We start from the raw sequence: 14943 nt of genomic DNA, 5'->3' as shown, positions 1-14943 counted from the left end.
CGGCAGGACGCGCTTTTGCTGGGCACTGGCTTTTGCCGGGCCCCACACTTTTGTTGGGCCCCTCAACATGCAAGAGAGAGACCGCTTCGGCCGGATGAGTCGGGAAGGACAACAGAAGGTCAGATGAAACAGCCTCTGAAGCATCGCACGCTGTCGGCCGCGATCGTCGACCAGCTCAGGCAGGCGATCCTCGACGGCACCTATCCGGCCGGATCGCAGCTACGGCAGGACGCACTTGGCGAGGCCTATGGCGTCAGCCGCATCCCGGTGCGCGAAGCGCTGTTCCAGCTCGAGGCCGAAGGACTGGTGCGCATCGTTCCGCAGAAGGGCGCGATCGTCTCGGAGCTGTCGCTGGACGAGATCAACGACGTGTTCGATCTGCGCGGAATCCTGGAGCCGCGCCTCCTGGCGCAGTCGGCGCCCCGCTTCACCACCGATGATTTCGAAGGGCTCGACGACATCCACAAGAGCTTCGAGAAGGCGATAAAGGCGCGCAATGTCAGCGAATGGGGGCAGCTCAACGCCGACTTCCACATGGCGCTCTATGTTCACGCCCCGCAGCCGCGTACGCGCGCGATCGTGATGTCACTGCTCCAGACCAGCGACCGCTACACGCGCCTCCAGCTCTCCAACACCAAGGCGATGGGGACCGCCGAGAAGGAGCACGCCCATCTGATCGCGCTCTGCCGTGCGGAGAAGGTCGAGGAGGCCTGCCGGTTCCTGGAGCGGCACATCGAGGCCGTGCGCAAGGATCTGTTGCAGGTGGTGGCCGGCAGCACGATCGCGCCGAAGGCACGGCGGAAGAGCGAGTCGTAATCGATGCGCTCGTAGGGTGGGCAAAGGCGCACTTGCGCCGTGCCCACCACGCTGTCCAACGGACACGACAAATGGTGGGCACGCTTCCGCCTTCGCTCTTCGAGCTACGGCGGACAAGTCGCTTTGCCCACCCTACGGCAGCATCATCTGCTCCCGTCCGGCCCCATCACCAGGTCCGGCAGCCCGGTCGAGATTCCCGGGAAGAAGCACAGCAGCAGCACCGCGAGCATCATCAGCAGCACGAAGGGCAGGGTACCCCAGATCACCTCGCGCAAGGGAATGTCCGGCGCGACGTTGCGGATGACGAAGATGTTGAGGCCGACCGGCGGATGGATCAGCCCCATCTCCATCACGATGGTCATGACTACGCCGAACCAGATGATGTCGAAATTGGCGGCGCGGAGCGGCGGCAGGATGATCGGCGCGGTCATGAGAATAATGGAGACCGGCGGCAGGAAGAAGCCGAGCACGACGACCATGACGAGGATCGCGAACAGCAGCTCCCAGCGCGGCAGGTGCATCGCGACGATGGATTCGGCGACCGATTGCGAGATGTGCAGATAGCTCATCACGTAGGAATAGAGCAGCGACATGCCGATGATCATCATCAGCATGGTCGATTCCCGGATCGTCGACTTCAAGATCGGGGCGAGGTCGCTCGGCCGCCACACGCTGTAGATCGCCGCGATCAGCGCCAGCGCGAGCAGGCCGCCGAGGCCGGCGGTTTCCGACGGCGTCGCGTAGCCGCCATAGAGCGCGATCATGACGCCGGTGAGCAGCAGCACGAAGGGGATTACACGCGGCAGCACGCTGAAGCGTTCGGCCAGCGTGTATTCGTCGCGGGCCAGGATCGCCGCCTCAGGCCCGCCTTTCTCAAAGATCGCCTGCGCCGCGGCATATTCCTGGCGGAAGCGGATCACCGCATAGGCGCCGAACAGCGAGACCAGCAGCAGGCCGGGGCCGATCCCGGCGAGGAAGAGCCGGCCGAGCGATTTTTCGGCGGCGACCGCGAACAGGATCATCGTGATCGAGGGCGGCAGCAGAATGCCGAGCGTGCCGCCGGCCGCGATGATGCCGGCAGCAAATCCGCCGGAATAGCCGCGCTTGCGCATCTCGGGGATGCCGGCCGATCCGATCGCCGAGCAGGTCGCGGGGCTGGAGCCCGCCATCGCCGCAAACAGCGCACAGGCGAACACGTTGGCGACGCCGAGGCCGCCGGGGACGCGATGCAACCAGGCATGCAGGGCCGAATAGAGATCCTGGCCGGCGCGCGATTTGCCGATCGCGGCGCCCTTCAGGATGAAGAGCGGGATCGACAGCAGCGTGATCGAGGCCATTTCCTCGTAGACGTTCTGCGTCACCGTATCCAGGGACGCGGCCGGCATGTAGATGCCCATGAACACGACCGCGACCGCGCCGAGCGCGAACGCGATCGGCATGCCTGAGAACATCACGACCAGCGTCGCGATACCGTAGGCGAGGCCGATACCGAAAACGCTCATGGACGCCTGGCTCCTGCGAAAGGCAGCGCAAGCTGCACGAGGATCTGGATGCAGAGCAGGCTCATCCCGAGCGCCATCAGCGAATAGGGAATGGCGAGCGGCGGCGACCACATCGAGTTTGAGACCTGACCGTCGACATAGGCTTCATGGGTCAGCGTCCAGGACTTCCAGGCGAAAAAGGCGCAGAACAGGAACGTCGCGGCATCGACCAGCCAGAGCCTGATCCGGTTCGCGAGCGGTGACAGCAGGCCGACAAAGGCCTCGATGCCGATATGGCCGCGGTTCTGCTGCACATAGGCCGCCGTCATGAAGGTGGCGCCGACCAAGAGGAATACGGCGGCCTCGTCCTGCCAGTAATTGGCGGCCTTGAACAGGGCGCGGCTGAGCACGCTGTAGCTCAGGATGGCGCAGGCCGCGATCAGCGCGATCGCTGCGAACACGACGATGATGGTGTTGAGGACGGCGAGACCGCGATCGATCGCCGCCGCAAGGCCTGTCCCTGCGGCAGCGTTCGCCTGGTCGTCACGATCCGGAAGCGGACCGTGGCTCATGCGCCGACGTCGGAGGCGAGCTTGAGCAGGTTGGCGGCGGTCGCGGTCTTGGCGCCGTAATCCTTCCACGCGGTGTCGCGGGCGATGTCGCGCCATTTGCCGACGGTGGCGGCATCGAGCGCACTGACCTTGGCGCCGGCCTTCTCGTAGACCTTGGCGACCTCGACGTCGTCGTCCTGCGCGCCCTTGCGGCCGAAGGCTTCGAGCTCGGTGCCGACCGCGAGCAGGACGTCCTGCTGGTTCTTCGGCAGCTTGTCGAAGATCGCCTTCGACATCATCAGCGGCTCGAGCATGAACCAGTAGGAGGCACCCGCACCCGAGGTCAGCGACTTCGCGACCTCTTCGAGCCGGAACGAGATCAGGCTGGTCGAGGAGGTGATGCCGGCATCGCAGGCGCCGGTCTGCATCGCCGCGTAGATTTCGTTCGACGGCACCGAGAGCACCGAGGCGCCGGCGGTCTGGAGCACCATGTCCATCTCGCGCGAGCCGCCGCGCACCTTCATGCCCTTGGCATCTTCAGGGGCGACGATCGGTTTGGAGCGGCTGGCGACGCCGCCGGCCTGCCACACCCAGGTGAGCAGGATGATGCCCTTGTCGGCGAGGAAGTCAGTCAGCGCCTTGCCGACCGGCGCCTTCTTCCAGCGCATGCCCTGGTCGTAGGTGGTCACGAGGCCCGGCATCAGGCCGATATTGGTCTCCGGTAGCTCACCACCGGCGTAAGGCATCGGATAGAGGCTGATGTCGAGCGCGCCCTTGCGCATCGCGGAGAACTGCGCGTTGGTCTTGATCAGCGAGGAGTTCGGATAGATTTCTGCAGCGATGTCGCCTTTGCTGCGCTTGGCGACTTCAGCCGCGAACATGCGGCAGAGCCGGTCGCGGAAGTCGCCCTTGTCGATGGTCCCTCCCGGGAATTGATGCGAGATCTTCAGCGTGGTCGCGGCATGCGCGGTACCAGTGCCGAAGCGAAGAATGGCGGGTGCGGCGACGGCGGTCGCGATCAGATGACGGCGCGTGAGCATGGTGTATCCCCTTGGACGGCCCTTGGCCGGTTCTTGTTTGGTGTGAGGTGGGCTGGGTCCTTGAGACCAGCGCATAGGTCCATCCTAGCCGGTCTCTCACCCAATATTCTCTCATCTGATAGTTCGAGACCGAATGCCGGGGCAAGTGCCGGCCTTGCTGCAGTGCACACGGAACATCCTCGCAGCCGGCCCGCAGAAATTTTGTCAGTGGGCGCGTAACAACGCCAGCGGGCAATCCGTCGAGATCAGATAGCGGCGTCCGTCGCTGACAAACACCATCTCGAAGGGAAATCACTCATGACCATTCGCACCCGCATCGTGCTCGGCGTCTCGGCTGCCGCTCTGTCGCTTGGCCTCGCGCTGTCGCCGGCCGCTTTTGCCCAGGACAAGATGGGCAAGGACGACGGCATGATGAAGAAGGACACGATGTCCAAGGACGGCATGAAGAAGGACACCATGTCCAAGGACGACGGCATGAAGAAGGACCACATGTCGAAGGACGGGATGAAGAAAGACGACGGGATGATGAAGAAGAACTGATCTTCCGCCGTCGTCGCGGCGTCTGCGAAGGCAGCCGCGCGCTTGGAAGTCCGAGGGCGGTCACATGGACCGCCCCCAGCGATGTTTCAGTTCAACTTCACTTGAACGCGACGTGAGTTGAACGTGACTTGCGAACGTTACTTCCGCTTGGCCTTTCGGGCAGCGTAGCGGGCGTCGCGCTTGGCCTTTTGCTCGGCCTCGACTTCAGCCTGCTTGGCGATCGCTTCTTCCGCTTCGCGGGCGATACGCGCGGCTTCGGCCGCTGCAGCTTCTTCCGCAATACGCTTCTGCTCGGCCTTCTCGGCTTCGCGCGCGGCCTTTGCCTCTGCGCGCTTGGCCGCGAGCGCCTCGCGCTCAGCACGACGTGCCGCCACCGCCGGATCATCCAGCCCGGGCTGCGACTTGAATTTGTTCAAAAGATTTTTGCGCGCTTCCTGCGCCGCCTTTTGCCGGTCTGAAAACCCGGGTTCCCTAAATCCACTCACGGGCCTTGCCTTCCTCGCTTTCAATCCTACATCGGTGACTGTTGGTACGTCGGCTGGGCATAGCAGGCACCACGCGACGCAGAAGCGTGTACATCGGCGCGCGTCGCGAAGCCACCCATAATCGCAGCCGATCAGGTAGACGAAAAATCGCCACCACCGACGATCTCTCGTAGCCCCGAAAAACTGCCGAATTGTGATGTCCTTCATAGAGGACCACACGGAGCGGCGCCTAGCGTCCGCCCGGTACGAGACGGAGCACGGGCATGATGATCTCAAGACTGAGCCCGAAGGCGCTCGCAATCGCCGTCGCGGTGGTCGCCTTGGCTGGCGTCGCACTGTTGCTCGCCCGCCCTAAGCCGATCGAAAGTGCCGTCCTCGGCGCGGATTGGGAATGCACCCAGACCGCATTCTTGCTGACGACCTGCGCACCTCGGGCCACTCCGGCGGTCGAAACCTCGCGCAAGGATGCGATCCGGCAGACCCGGGGCTGAACGATCGACCGGGATGTGACGCGACGTCGCAGAGGTGGTAAAGCCGGCTCACCCCTGCGATCGGCCAGTCATGTCCAAGTCTGAGTCCAAGCCCGAATCCAAGCCCGAACCGGGCAAAAAGCCCAAATCCCTCGCAAAACCTCAATCCGGCGACAACCGTCGTGGTGCGATTGCCGGATTGATCATCGCGCTCGTGATCCTCGGTGTCGGCTGGTGGCTCGCCCGCGATCTCACCGCGGCCAGCAAGATGCAGGACTGCCTGATGTCGGGGCGGACCAACTGCAATGTGATCGAGCCGGCGCGCTAGAGCGGTTCCGCCGCGCCCCCAGGGCCGAAAATTGCCGTGATCTTAATCATTTGTAACGGGACTTAGCCGACCAAAGCAGGTCAGTTATGTCCGCCGGCATCAGCCAGGCGCGGGGCGAATCGTCTATCGCGCTAGGCACCACGGCAATCGCGAGAGTAGGGGGTTAAGCACGCATGAGTGCGTCCAGCCGCATGAAGATCATTATTCCCTTGGTTTCGGCCATGTCCCTTGTGGCGCTGTCGGCGCAGGCACAGGACTCATTGCCGCCAAGACCCCAGGCCCAGCCGCCTGCGGGGCCCGGCGCGGGCGCGCCGCCCCAGAACAATCAGAACATGCGCAAGGGCCCCCCGCCGCAGCAGGCGGCCCGGCCCGCGCAACAGCCCGGCGGCCAGCCCCACGCCGGCGGCCCCGGTCCCGGCCCGCACGGAGCAGGTGGCCCGCCGCCCGGACGCAATTACGCCAGGGGCCCCGCACCGGAGCGCGACTGGGGCGGACACGCCTATCGCGGCAATCGCGCCTGGGATGGCGGGCGCTGGCGCCACGAGGTCCGCAACGGCCGCTCCGGCTGGTGGTGGGACGTCGGCGGCGTCTGGTACTATTATCCGCAGCGGATGGCCGGCCCGCCGGCCTACATCTCCGAGGATTACTTCGACGACATGCCGGTGGCCTATGCTCCGGCGCCGCCTCCCGTCGCCTACGAACCGCCGCCGCCTCCGCCACCGGCTGATCCCGGCGCAAGCGCACTTGGCGGCGCCATCGTCGGCGGCGTGCTGGGCGGCCTGATCTCGGGCAACGCCTCGGGCGCGGCCGCGGGTGCCGTGATCGGCGGCGCCACCGGCGCGATCGCCGGCGCCACGGCTGCCTCGCGGCCCGGCTATTATTTCGCCCAGGGCAATTGCTACTACCGCTATCCGAGCGGCCAGTATGTGCAGGCCGATCCTCGCGCGTGTTACTGAGGCTTCAGGCAAGGTCTGAAACAAGGAGGCGGGCGCAGGCCCGCCTCTTTTGGTTTGGGCAACGTATTGTTTGCTGACGCGATACTGATCGCTTCGCGCGTCACACCAGCCAGTTGAAGAACGCGATCGCGGCCCAGACCAGGCCTGCGATCCAGGCCAGCATCACGATACCGATGGTGGCAAGAAACGTGGCGCCGAACAGGTCGGGCCTTGCGCGTCGTGTCGGGACGTGAGCCTCGGCTGCTGCTTCCTGTGTCATGATGGACCACCCATGCCCTCTCGCGGCGGTGCGAGCGGTTGAGTTCTGTTTAGCCGAGACGCCGGGGGCAGGCTGTGACGCAGTTCACAGATGCGTCAGGGTGGGTTCGGACGACGCGAAGCCACCCCGCATTCATACGGACGAAATTGCCATCGGTCCGTCCATATCGGTCGGTTAGGTTCGGCCTCATGTGCCCCAAGTACGACCCACAGCACGAAGCCGAGGCGGCGATGAAGCGGGCCGCGGCGTCCGCCGACGGCGCCGACCGGCAGAGACTGATCCAACTGGCTCTGGCCTGGCATCAGCTCGCCCGCGACCGGCGCGACGAGCAGACGGACTAATCGCATCCTCGGCGAGATCTCGCGCCAATGGCCGGCCGAGGTCGGGACGCTGGTTGGCCTGCATGAGAAAGCCCCGTGCTCGGGGGGACAAGCACGGGGCCCTTCAAAGCCGACCGGGGCTGGCGGGTCGGCACCACTCCATTTCGTTGCAGCCAACGTGCTGGTCGTGATCTCGTTCGCGGCGCTACGCATTTCGTCGCGCCGTGGTTCGCTGCGACTGACGTTGCGCGGTTAGGAACATCCGTTCCCCGGCGACGTTGGCCGGACATGACAGACCCCGAATTACGCGCGCAGTCTTTCGAGATTGCCTGGAAATATCTCGACCAATCCGGCTTGCTCACCGGCGAGCCCAATGATTCAGCCCGCTTCATCCTGAACAGGATCGATCGCATGATGCTGCGCGGCGAGCGGCGCAGGCTGCTGCTGTCGAACGCTGCGATCGACGCGTACCGGTTGCGGCCGGTTCTCGTGACCTTGGATGCATGAACGAACCGAGCGAGCGAAACGCGGCATTAACAAATGCGCGCTGCCGATTTTTGCGATGACGATTCGTACTTTTGGAACGAAGCGGAGTCGGACCGTGAACAAACGAAATGCCGCTTAGGCGTCGGCCGATCTGGTGCTGCACCTGACTCAATTGATCGCCAGGCAGTGCTCCAAGTGTGGCTCCGAGTCCGCTTTCTGGCGGCTTGGACGCGCCCAGGCCTGGATAGCGAATGCGAGTTGATGCTGACTGGCCGCCGCGTCCGCAATGGAAGCCCGCGCCGTCTCGATGCGCCGTGTGATCACGCTGGAGCTCACGACGCCTGCGTCGATTGCCAAATACGACACCGCGATCACAGCAACCGCAGATGCGATAGCCATTCTCGTCCACTCGGTTGGCAGCATCGAATTCCCTATCGGGCGCACGTCGCCCGGCGCATAGATAGGGTTCGTCTGCCCGGTTCAAAGACCGGGGCGAGGGTACCCACGTATTCGTGAAGTAAGACGGGTCAGCAACGTGCGGCGCTACCCTCCTACACGGGCGGAAGCTTCTTCGGCATTTTGATGCGGAAGATGCTTCTAATGATCCATGGCCGCCGAACATGTTGATCGGCTAAGGCTTGATATATTCTTGACGCTTTCTCAGGATCTCTCTCGCCGATTTTTGTGATAGTCAGCATGTTTGTTAAATCCTGGAGCGGCATAGCTCCGCTGCTTAGGAAGGAAAGCAGGGCACTAAAGCAGTCGCACAGCAAGACAAATCCAATGACCAAGATGCTCGCGTTAAGCGAAAAGCTGGGATCAGCATAGATGTCCCTCAATATGCGATAGTGAACGTAACCGGCAGCAAGCAGCGTCGCGAAAAGTACGGTGAGGGCGATTAGTCCAATCGCACCAATGAGCGCCAAAAATCCCCAACCGACGGAAGCACGTTCGTATTTAACGGCTGGTAGAAGCCAATAATTTGTACCCAGCGCCATGCCGAGGTACTCCGCGACTTCCTTGTCTCCTTTGCTTCGTCTCTCAATATACGCAGCAATCACTTCGTTCAAATTCTCGACGTGGTGATTTATGCCGGAGGAGCAAACGCCAAGCAGTGCTGATATCACAACGAGAACTTCACGCAGATTTTTCGATGTTCCAGGCGAGACGCCAAATAGTGTTACACTTGCCTGTATTGGAATGAGAGAGAGCACGAGAAAGGTAAGAATTGGTAGCTGAACCGCGATCAGCTTCCAACCGATCGAGAACGCCGCGGCTCTGCGTTTTTGTATCGCTTCGATGTAATCTTTGTCGAATGTGGCGACGTTTTTTCTGAGGACGTCTTTAAATCTCTCTCGACGCATGGTGCTGAATCGCCACCACACCCACGTATGCATTCTCGGCTTGCGCATTTAGTTGGCCCGTCCCTGCGATTCGTCACCTCATCCTCAAGGATGACACACGCGGCCACGGGTGTTTGTGCAGGGATCGCGTGCGAGTCCAACCTATTCACAGGCTGTGTCGCGCCCCATGTTGCGCCGAGTAGCCGGGAGTTGTGGGGAGTCGTTGGAATTAATGGGTAATTTTGCGCAACAGGCGCAACACGAAATGACCTTGATTAGACCGTCTAAGTTATTGAAATGCGTGGCGATCCCAGCAGGACTGATTGAAATCAATTGTCTCAATGGCTTGACGGCAGGGTTAGGCAATTTTTCTGCCATTGTTTCCCATGGAGAAATTCGAAGATTGCCTAACCTCGGGCGGTGATGCAGCCAGGGCAGAATGCGCCCGCCCAAGGCGGGGCTAAACCCCGCTGGCGGCGTTTTTCTTTGTGCACACTTTCCGTCCACGACAACCATATTTGTCATGGGCATCAAAACCACCAAGCGACCTCGTCAACGAGGGCGGCATCAGGCCGGCCTGACAAGTAGCCGGCACCGGCTCCAATTTCTCGAGTGTGCGCGGCACCGCTCATAATAACCCGCCGGTCGGCGCCCCTGTTGTTTGCGCGCGCCGCCCGTATTTGTCTGTGTATCGCATTTAGCGTTTTTGCTTGCCGCGCCTACTACCTTTTGTACGCCGACCATTCGGAGGAGGAGACCATGCAGCAACAATCAGATCAGCGGCGGGAGGCTGAGCCGAACGATCGTTATTGGCTGGCGATGTCGAGTCCCGATCGCATTCACCTGTTCAACGAGTACGCGATGACGCTGCCCGACAAGCTCAGCACGCGACAGGTCCAGGCGGCGATGCTGAAGAGGTTTCCGATATGGTGAAGGTGTTATCTGCGAGGCGAACGCATGACAGCAGCATCATTTGTTACGCCAATGTAGCTCTAAGCGATGACATAGCGGCCTTCAACGTAAAGATCACACTCGACAAGGTTCCCGGCCGCTACCGGGCGCACGCGCCAAACTCTGCCGGCGGGCGGGTGGTTACGTTCTCGGCCAATCTGGCCCATGAGATTGCCGAGGCCGCAATTCAATACTTGGAAGGAGCATCCGCCAATGAGCGCACAGCCTAAATTTAACACGCACGATAGCCACGCCAACGATAATGGTCCGTTGGATGAGCGGCAGATGCTTCTCGATTACAAGATCGACGGTCACGGTGGCAGCCTGAGTAGGCATAACGGGAGTCTCGCCCTGATCGGCTGCCGCGTCGGCGACGAGGTCGGCACAGCAACCGTGCGTGATGGCGCGATCGTATTTGAACCTACCGGCCAACCGATTGCCGTGGTCGACGGATCGATAACCTACCTCTCGGAAAGCGATCTGGCGGACGTGCTGGTGCGGCGCAATCTACTCGCTCTCCGATACGACTGCGACCGCGAGAGGTGGTTTGAATGGTCTGGCTCGTGCTGGAAAGTGGCGAGGGGCGGCAGCGTATTGCATGAAGCCCGCCTTCTGGCGCACGGGGCTTCGGGTGGGAGAAAGAGCAAGGAATTAATCGCAGCGCGGAAAGCAAGCTTTGCCGCCGGGATCGAACGACTCGCCAAGGGCGACCCGCGAGTGGCTGTGCATGCCGATGTCTGGGATGCCGATCAATTCCTATTAGGCACTCCCGGTGGAACCGTCGATCTGCGAACAGGCGTACTCCGACCCGCCGACCAGGACGACATGATCACGAGGCTAACGGCCGTTGCGCCGGCGGATACGGAAGACTGCCCGCGATGGCTTCAGTTTCTCAATGAGTCAACGGGCGGTGACGTCGAGCTTATCGGCTTCCTGAAGCGCTGGTGCGGTTACTGCCTGACCGGCAGCGTCCGAGAACATTCGCTTGTGTTCGTGTTCGGGCCAAGCGGGACCGGGAAATCGAGGATAATAGCCGTGATGGAGTATGTCCTGGCGGGTTACGCAACGACTGCCGGGATGGAAACGTTCACTGCGTCGAAGTTCGACAGACATACGACCGAACTGGCGCGGCTCGCGGGCGCGCGGTTGGTGACGGCCTCGGAGACCGAGGAGGGCAAGGCGTGGGACGAGGCGAAGGTAAAGCAGCTAACCGGCGGGGACAGGATCACGGCGCGATTCATGAGGCAGGACAATTTCGAGTTCGCTCCTCAGTTCAAGCTCTGGATCGTCGGCAACCACATGCCGCGGGTGAAGCGCGTATCCGATTCAATGCAGCGTCGGTTGCGCGTCGTGCCGTTCACGATCAAGCCCGAGGTGGTTGATCAGGGTCTACCGGCGAAGCTTGAGGCTGAAGCGCCCGGCATCCTGCGCTGGATGGTCAATGGATGCACGGAGTGGCAACGGAACGGTCTCGGAATGCCATCAAAGGTAAAGGAAGCAAGCGCCGATTATTTCGAGAGCCAGAACGCAATCGGCCAGTGGCTCGAAGAGTGCTGCCGCGTCGAAAAGAGCAACAGGTATTTGAAGGCGACGCGAAGCGATCTTTTTCACTCCTGGAAAACATGGGCGGAGGCTTCAAACGAATTCGTCGGCAAGCAGAACGACCTGTACGCACACCTTCGGATGGAGGGGTTTGATGAATATAAACTTGCCGGCAGCCGAGGATTCTCTGGAGTTGAGGTGAAGCAGCGGACTTAGGGGCAGCTTGGACCTGCCCCAACTTTTGTGGTTCATCTGTTGAAATCACAAAAGAATTTGGTTTAGGGGCAGCTTGGGGCAGTTGAAACGTAACTATAGGCCCCACACGCGCGCGCCTGTAGGCGCTCATATGTAAATCGCTGCCCCATGCTGCCCCACTGCCCCAAATTCGGAAAGCTACCCAGCCATGCTCCACCTAGCTCTCACGCTTGCCGCGGCAGGCGTGCCTGTATTTCCCTGCCGACCAGAGAACAAACGACCGTACACTTCCAGCGGCTTTAAAGCCGCTTCTGTTTTCCCGCACGTGCTGCGCAGGTGGTGGTCCGACTGGCCTGATGCTCTCGTCGGCATGCCAACCGGCGAGCGCACCAACGTCTGGGTGCTGGACATGGACTCGTATAAGGGCGCGACCGAGGCCGACCTGCCGCACAGCCTGCCGCCGACGCGCACTGTCAGGACGCGGAGCGGCGGGCGCCACTTCTATTTCCGCCACGTTGGGCTTGGCAACTCACCGGGCAGGTTGTCGCCCGCCTGGGACGTAAGGGGCCAGGGTGGGTTTGTGCTCGTGCCGGGCAATCCGGGATACACGCTGGAGCATGACCTGCCGCCCGCCGTAGCGCCGGAATGGCTACTGGCGCTGATTCGGCCCAAGCCGTACGTACCGCGACCCAGCCAGCCCTATGCGGCGGGAGAGCATGATGCGTACGTCGCTGGCGCGTTGAAGGCGGAGCTTGCCGCGCTGTCGGGCGCTGCGGCAGGCAATAGGGGGTACCAGCTCAACACCAGCGCATTCCGGCTGGGCACGTTGGTCGGCGCCGGAGCATTGGCCCGTGCCTATGCAGAGGCTGGCCTGTGGGATGCCGCCACGTCCTGCGGCTTGGTAGCAGTCGACGGCGAGCGCGCTGTCCGGGCAACCATCCGGCGCGGGCTGGACGCAGGCACGAAGCAACCGAGGTCGCTGCCTGAGCGCGACAGCACGCCCATGCCTGACATCAGCCGCTTGTTGCGGAAGGTCAGGGCGTGACCATGGGTACGGGGTGGGTCAAATCTTCAAACGCCACCGCCTGCCTACCGCCCGCATCCAATCACTGTACCGTGGCCCGACCCCGTTCAAACGAGATTTTTGGGAGAGACGATATGACCAAGCAAAATCCAGCCCCATCGCACCTCAAGGCGCCCACCAAGAAATGGTGGCGCGCCGTGACCGACGAATTTGATCTTGAGCCGCATCACCTTCGACTGCTGCAACTCGCGGCCGAGGCTTGGGACAGCGCTCAGGCGGCACGTGCTGTAATTCAAACAGAAGGCATGACCTTCGTCGACCGCTTCGGCGCGCCGCGCGCTAGGCCAGAGGTAGCGATCGAGCGGGATAGCCGGCTGGCGTTCGCCCGCCTAGTCCGAGAACTAGACCTCGATTGCGCCCCACCGTCCAGCACACCGCGGCCGCCAGCACTCAATTCAAATAGGAGGGCCGCCAATGCCCGCTAAGCGTCGGAGATCCAAGGAACGTAAATTCCAGATCAGTGATGAGGCTGTGGTCCTGTTCGCCCGTGCCCGCGAACTGGCGCCCTTTGAGCAATGGGAAGAAGAGGGCGGGCGACGCCGCGAGTACCTGGAGACGTGGAAGGCCCTGCATCTTGCGCTAGGTCTAAAGCTATTCGAGGCGTCTCCACTCGATGTTCGCGAGGGCGGGACGTACCTCGCCGGCCATTGTTGGCTGGAGTCAGTCCCGAAGGCCTTGGCGGTTCGTGCAGAACTGATTGCGGTGGCTGGCACAGAGTAGGGGGCGGGGCAAAAGCCTGGCCCCCCACCGCCTGCCTACCGGCCGCTTTCGAAAATTCTCGCGGCTGCAAATGAAAACATGGGGGGGTATCGGCAAAGCCTGGCCGCCAGATTCCCAGCAAACCGGCCGCTCAGGCACGTGTAACTTTTTTTGATTGTTTGATTATTTCGGAAATCAAACCAACAGCGCGCGCCGCAGCGCCCATCACGCCCGCATCACACGACCCCCACGCCAACCCGAACCGCACCACAGCCCCGCCGCTGCCCACCACGGCGGCACCTGTAACCGACCGGCCCGCACCTGGGCCGCAGCCACAGACAACTGGAGTCCACATGTCCGCCCTTGCTTTCCGCGACGTCCTGACCGCCTGGCAGCCCACGCCAGCCAACGACAACGCCCCCGTCACGGCCGCCAGCTTCAGTAGCCTTGCCGCCCGCCGCGCCTTCGTCCAGCGCACCCAGCGCGACCCAGAGCCGGTGCTGAATTCACCGACCCTTGAACGCCTCAGCCGGGTGGCTCCCGATGTCGTGCATCTCTGGCGGTATTGGCGGGATCTGCAAGCGGCGCCGGCTGCAGACGTGTACGCCGAGCCCGAGATAATCGTCGACGACGGCGATGAGCCCGCGAATGCCGGATTCTCGGAGGGCGAACAGGATTTGGAGATCCGGCCCGGCATCGAGGAGTTGCAGCGTGCATGGGAATCCGCACCGGCAAGGCGCGTCTCGGTTCATTGCACCGTGCAGGGCGGTAAGCGGTTTGACGTCCAGCCGGTTATTGATCCCGTCGTCACCATCGAAGGCGACATGGCCTATATCGGCCCGCTGGTGTTCCGCCGTGGCCGTCTCGTGCGTTATGGCCGCACCAGCAGGGGCGTTCCGCTAGAGCCGGTAGAACGACTGCGGGCGGAGAAGGGCAGCCGCGAGAAGCCGCCAGCGCGGGACTTCCGCTGGTTGGTGCACACAGATGCCCCGGTTGCCGCAGGTGCAAACTTTCTAGCCGGTACGTCCGCTTCGACGGGCAGGGCCGGCGCGCCGATCGACTGCTTCGCGGAGCGCGAACAGGTGCGGTTCGCGGATGACAAATCCCTGCGGCAGGCACTTGGCGCGCACGCGGAGATATTGGACCTCGCGATCAGTGACGCGACCGCCCGTGACATCGGAGAGAGCCGAGGCCATCGCGGCAAACATGCTGAGAGACGGGGCATCTTTCTGGTGAACGAGGCGTTCGCGGCGCTAAGGACGTTGGTAGGCGGGCGTAGCGGCGCCCGCTAAGGCGGGGTGCGATCGAAGGCTACCGAACAGCGGGCGCTTTAAAGGGACGCACCTCCGCCGCGCGCTGCAGGCGACAACTCGGCGCGCTGCTGGCTGCGCACCGTG

The 14943-nt window shown here is 62.6% G+C and carries 21 protein-coding genes; 15 read left to right on the top strand and 6 right to left on the bottom strand.

Annotated features, from left to right (window positions below; genetic code table 11):
* Positions 1 to 123: 123 nt before the first annotated feature.
* Positions 124 to 816 (top strand): GntR family transcriptional regulator, encoded by a 693-nt coding sequence (locus ACVJ5M_RS26180; protein WP_354097807.1) that lies wholly within the window; start codon positions 124 to 126, stop codon positions 814 to 816.
* Between the two features lie 143 nt (positions 817 to 959).
* Here ACVJ5M_RS26180 and ACVJ5M_RS26175 read toward each other — a convergent pair whose 3' ends face one another.
* Genes ACVJ5M_RS26175 through ACVJ5M_RS26165 form a run of 3 tightly spaced genes read right to left on the bottom strand, consistent with a single transcriptional unit; the run spans position 960 to position 3888 of the window.
* Positions 960 to 2318, bottom strand: a complete 1359-nt coding sequence (locus ACVJ5M_RS26175) for a TRAP transporter large permease (protein WP_063983437.1) — start codon at positions 2316 to 2318, stop codon at positions 960 to 962.
* Positions 2315 to 2869: a TRAP transporter small permease gene (locus ACVJ5M_RS26170; protein ID WP_063983436.1), complete on the bottom strand. Its 555-nt coding sequence runs from the start codon at positions 2867 to 2869 to the stop codon at positions 2315 to 2317. The genes ACVJ5M_RS26175 and ACVJ5M_RS26170 overlap by 4 nt, the downstream gene beginning before the upstream one ends.
* Positions 2866 to 3888 carry a TRAP transporter substrate-binding protein gene (locus tag ACVJ5M_RS26165; protein WP_063983435.1) on the bottom strand — a complete coding sequence of 341 codons (1023 nt, stop codon included), beginning with the start codon at positions 3886 to 3888 and terminating at the stop codon, positions 2866 to 2868. The genes ACVJ5M_RS26170 and ACVJ5M_RS26165 overlap by 4 nt, the downstream gene beginning before the upstream one ends.
* Before the next feature lie 297 nt (positions 3889 to 4185).
* Here ACVJ5M_RS26165 and ACVJ5M_RS26160 point away from each other — a divergent pair, with 297 nt between their 5' ends.
* Complete coding sequence (locus ACVJ5M_RS26160) at positions 4186 to 4428, top strand: pentapeptide MXKDX repeat protein (protein WP_028150975.1); 243 nt, start codon at positions 4186 to 4188, stop codon at positions 4426 to 4428.
* Between the two features lie 137 nt (positions 4429 to 4565).
* Here the strand turns inward: ACVJ5M_RS26160 and ACVJ5M_RS26155 are convergent, their stop codons facing one another.
* Complete coding sequence (locus ACVJ5M_RS26155) at positions 4566 to 4913, bottom strand: DUF6481 family protein (RefSeq protein ID WP_071914157.1); 348 nt, start codon at positions 4911 to 4913, stop codon at positions 4566 to 4568.
* A 263-nt stretch (positions 4914 to 5176) separates the two neighbouring features.
* On the opposite strand from ACVJ5M_RS26155, the gene ACVJ5M_RS26150 reads away from it, so the two are divergent.
* From ACVJ5M_RS26150 to ACVJ5M_RS26140, 3 genes are all read left to right on the top strand, one after another.
* A complete protein-coding gene (locus tag ACVJ5M_RS26150; protein WP_028150973.1) occupies positions 5177 to 5404 on the top strand; it encodes a hypothetical protein in 228 nt (75 codons plus the stop codon).
* Between the two features lie 70 nt (positions 5405 to 5474).
* A complete protein-coding gene (locus ACVJ5M_RS26145) occupies positions 5475 to 5711 on the top strand; it encodes a hypothetical protein (protein WP_085401256.1) in 237 nt (78 codons plus the stop codon).
* Positions 5712 to 5884: 173 nt separating this feature from the next.
* Positions 5885 to 6667, top strand: coding sequence for a hypothetical protein (locus tag ACVJ5M_RS26140; RefSeq protein ID WP_085401257.1), 783 nt, complete (start codon positions 5885 to 5887; stop codon positions 6665 to 6667).
* A 100-nt stretch (positions 6668 to 6767) separates the two neighbouring features.
* On the opposite strand, the gene ACVJ5M_RS26135 is transcribed toward ACVJ5M_RS26140, so the two are convergent.
* Positions 6768 to 6926, bottom strand: coding sequence for a hypothetical protein (locus ACVJ5M_RS26135; RefSeq protein ID WP_028161343.1), 159 nt, complete (start codon positions 6924 to 6926; stop codon positions 6768 to 6770).
* A gap of 188 nt (positions 6927 to 7114) precedes the next feature.
* Between ACVJ5M_RS26135 and ACVJ5M_RS26130 the strand changes: the two genes are divergently transcribed.
* The 3 genes from ACVJ5M_RS26130 to ACVJ5M_RS26120 all read left to right on the top strand — a co-directional run bounded on the left by ACVJ5M_RS26130 (position 7115) and on the right by ACVJ5M_RS26120 (position 8192).
* The gene (locus tag ACVJ5M_RS26130; RefSeq protein WP_014495428.1) at positions 7115 to 7267 is read left to right on the top strand and encodes a hypothetical protein; all 153 of its coding nucleotides are present in this window, start codon (positions 7115 to 7117) and stop codon (positions 7265 to 7267) included.
* A gap of 75 nt (positions 7268 to 7342) precedes the next feature.
* The gene (locus tag ACVJ5M_RS26125) at positions 7343 to 7753 is read left to right on the top strand and encodes a hypothetical protein (protein ID WP_456679426.1); all 411 of its coding nucleotides are present in this window, start codon (positions 7343 to 7345) and stop codon (positions 7751 to 7753) included.
* Between the two features lie 265 nt (positions 7754 to 8018).
* Positions 8019 to 8192, top strand: coding sequence for a hypothetical protein (locus ACVJ5M_RS26120; protein WP_354097809.1), 174 nt, complete (start codon positions 8019 to 8021; stop codon positions 8190 to 8192).
* 91 nt (positions 8193 to 8283) lie between these two features.
* Here ACVJ5M_RS26120 and ACVJ5M_RS26115 read toward each other — a convergent pair whose 3' ends face one another.
* Entirely contained in the window at positions 8284 to 9144 is an 861-nt protein-coding gene (locus ACVJ5M_RS26115) for a hypothetical protein (protein ID WP_354097810.1), read from the bottom strand.
* 690 nt (positions 9145 to 9834) lie between these two features.
* Between ACVJ5M_RS26115 and ACVJ5M_RS26110 the strand changes: the two genes are divergently transcribed.
* From ACVJ5M_RS26110 to ACVJ5M_RS26080, 7 genes are all read left to right on the top strand, one after another.
* Entirely contained in the window at positions 9835 to 10008 is a 174-nt protein-coding gene (locus tag ACVJ5M_RS26110; RefSeq protein WP_354099585.1) for a hypothetical protein, read from the top strand.
* Entirely contained in the window at positions 10002 to 10256 is a 255-nt protein-coding gene (locus tag ACVJ5M_RS26105; protein WP_094184023.1) for a hypothetical protein, read from the top strand. The genes ACVJ5M_RS26110 and ACVJ5M_RS26105 overlap by 7 nt, the downstream gene beginning before the upstream one ends.
* Complete coding sequence (locus ACVJ5M_RS26100) at positions 10240 to 11784, top strand: phage/plasmid primase, P4 family (protein WP_201266165.1); 1545 nt, start codon at positions 10240 to 10242, stop codon at positions 11782 to 11784. Before ACVJ5M_RS26105 ends, ACVJ5M_RS26100 begins: the two co-directional genes overlap by 17 nt.
* Before the next feature lie 187 nt (positions 11785 to 11971).
* The gene (locus tag ACVJ5M_RS26095) at positions 11972 to 12808 is read left to right on the top strand and encodes a bifunctional DNA primase/polymerase (protein ID WP_354099586.1); all 837 of its coding nucleotides are present in this window, start codon (positions 11972 to 11974) and stop codon (positions 12806 to 12808) included.
* Between the two features lie 113 nt (positions 12809 to 12921).
* Positions 12922 to 13272: a hypothetical protein gene (locus ACVJ5M_RS26090; RefSeq protein WP_354099587.1), complete on the top strand. Its 351-nt coding sequence runs from the start codon at positions 12922 to 12924 to the stop codon at positions 13270 to 13272.
* Positions 13262 to 13567, top strand: coding sequence for a hypothetical protein (locus ACVJ5M_RS26085; protein ID WP_354099588.1), 306 nt, complete (start codon positions 13262 to 13264; stop codon positions 13565 to 13567). The genes ACVJ5M_RS26090 and ACVJ5M_RS26085 overlap by 11 nt, the downstream gene beginning before the upstream one ends.
* A gap of 332 nt (positions 13568 to 13899) precedes the next feature.
* Positions 13900 to 14838 carry a hypothetical protein gene (locus ACVJ5M_RS26080; protein WP_354099589.1) on the top strand — a complete coding sequence of 313 codons (939 nt, stop codon included), beginning with the start codon at positions 13900 to 13902 and terminating at the stop codon, positions 14836 to 14838.
* Positions 14839 to 14943 lie beyond the last annotated feature (105 nt).

This window comes from Bradyrhizobium sp. S3.7.6, assembly GCF_054061875.1.
The sequence above is the reverse complement of the archived record's forward strand: the minus strand, read 5'-3'. Positions and strand labels throughout refer to the sequence as shown.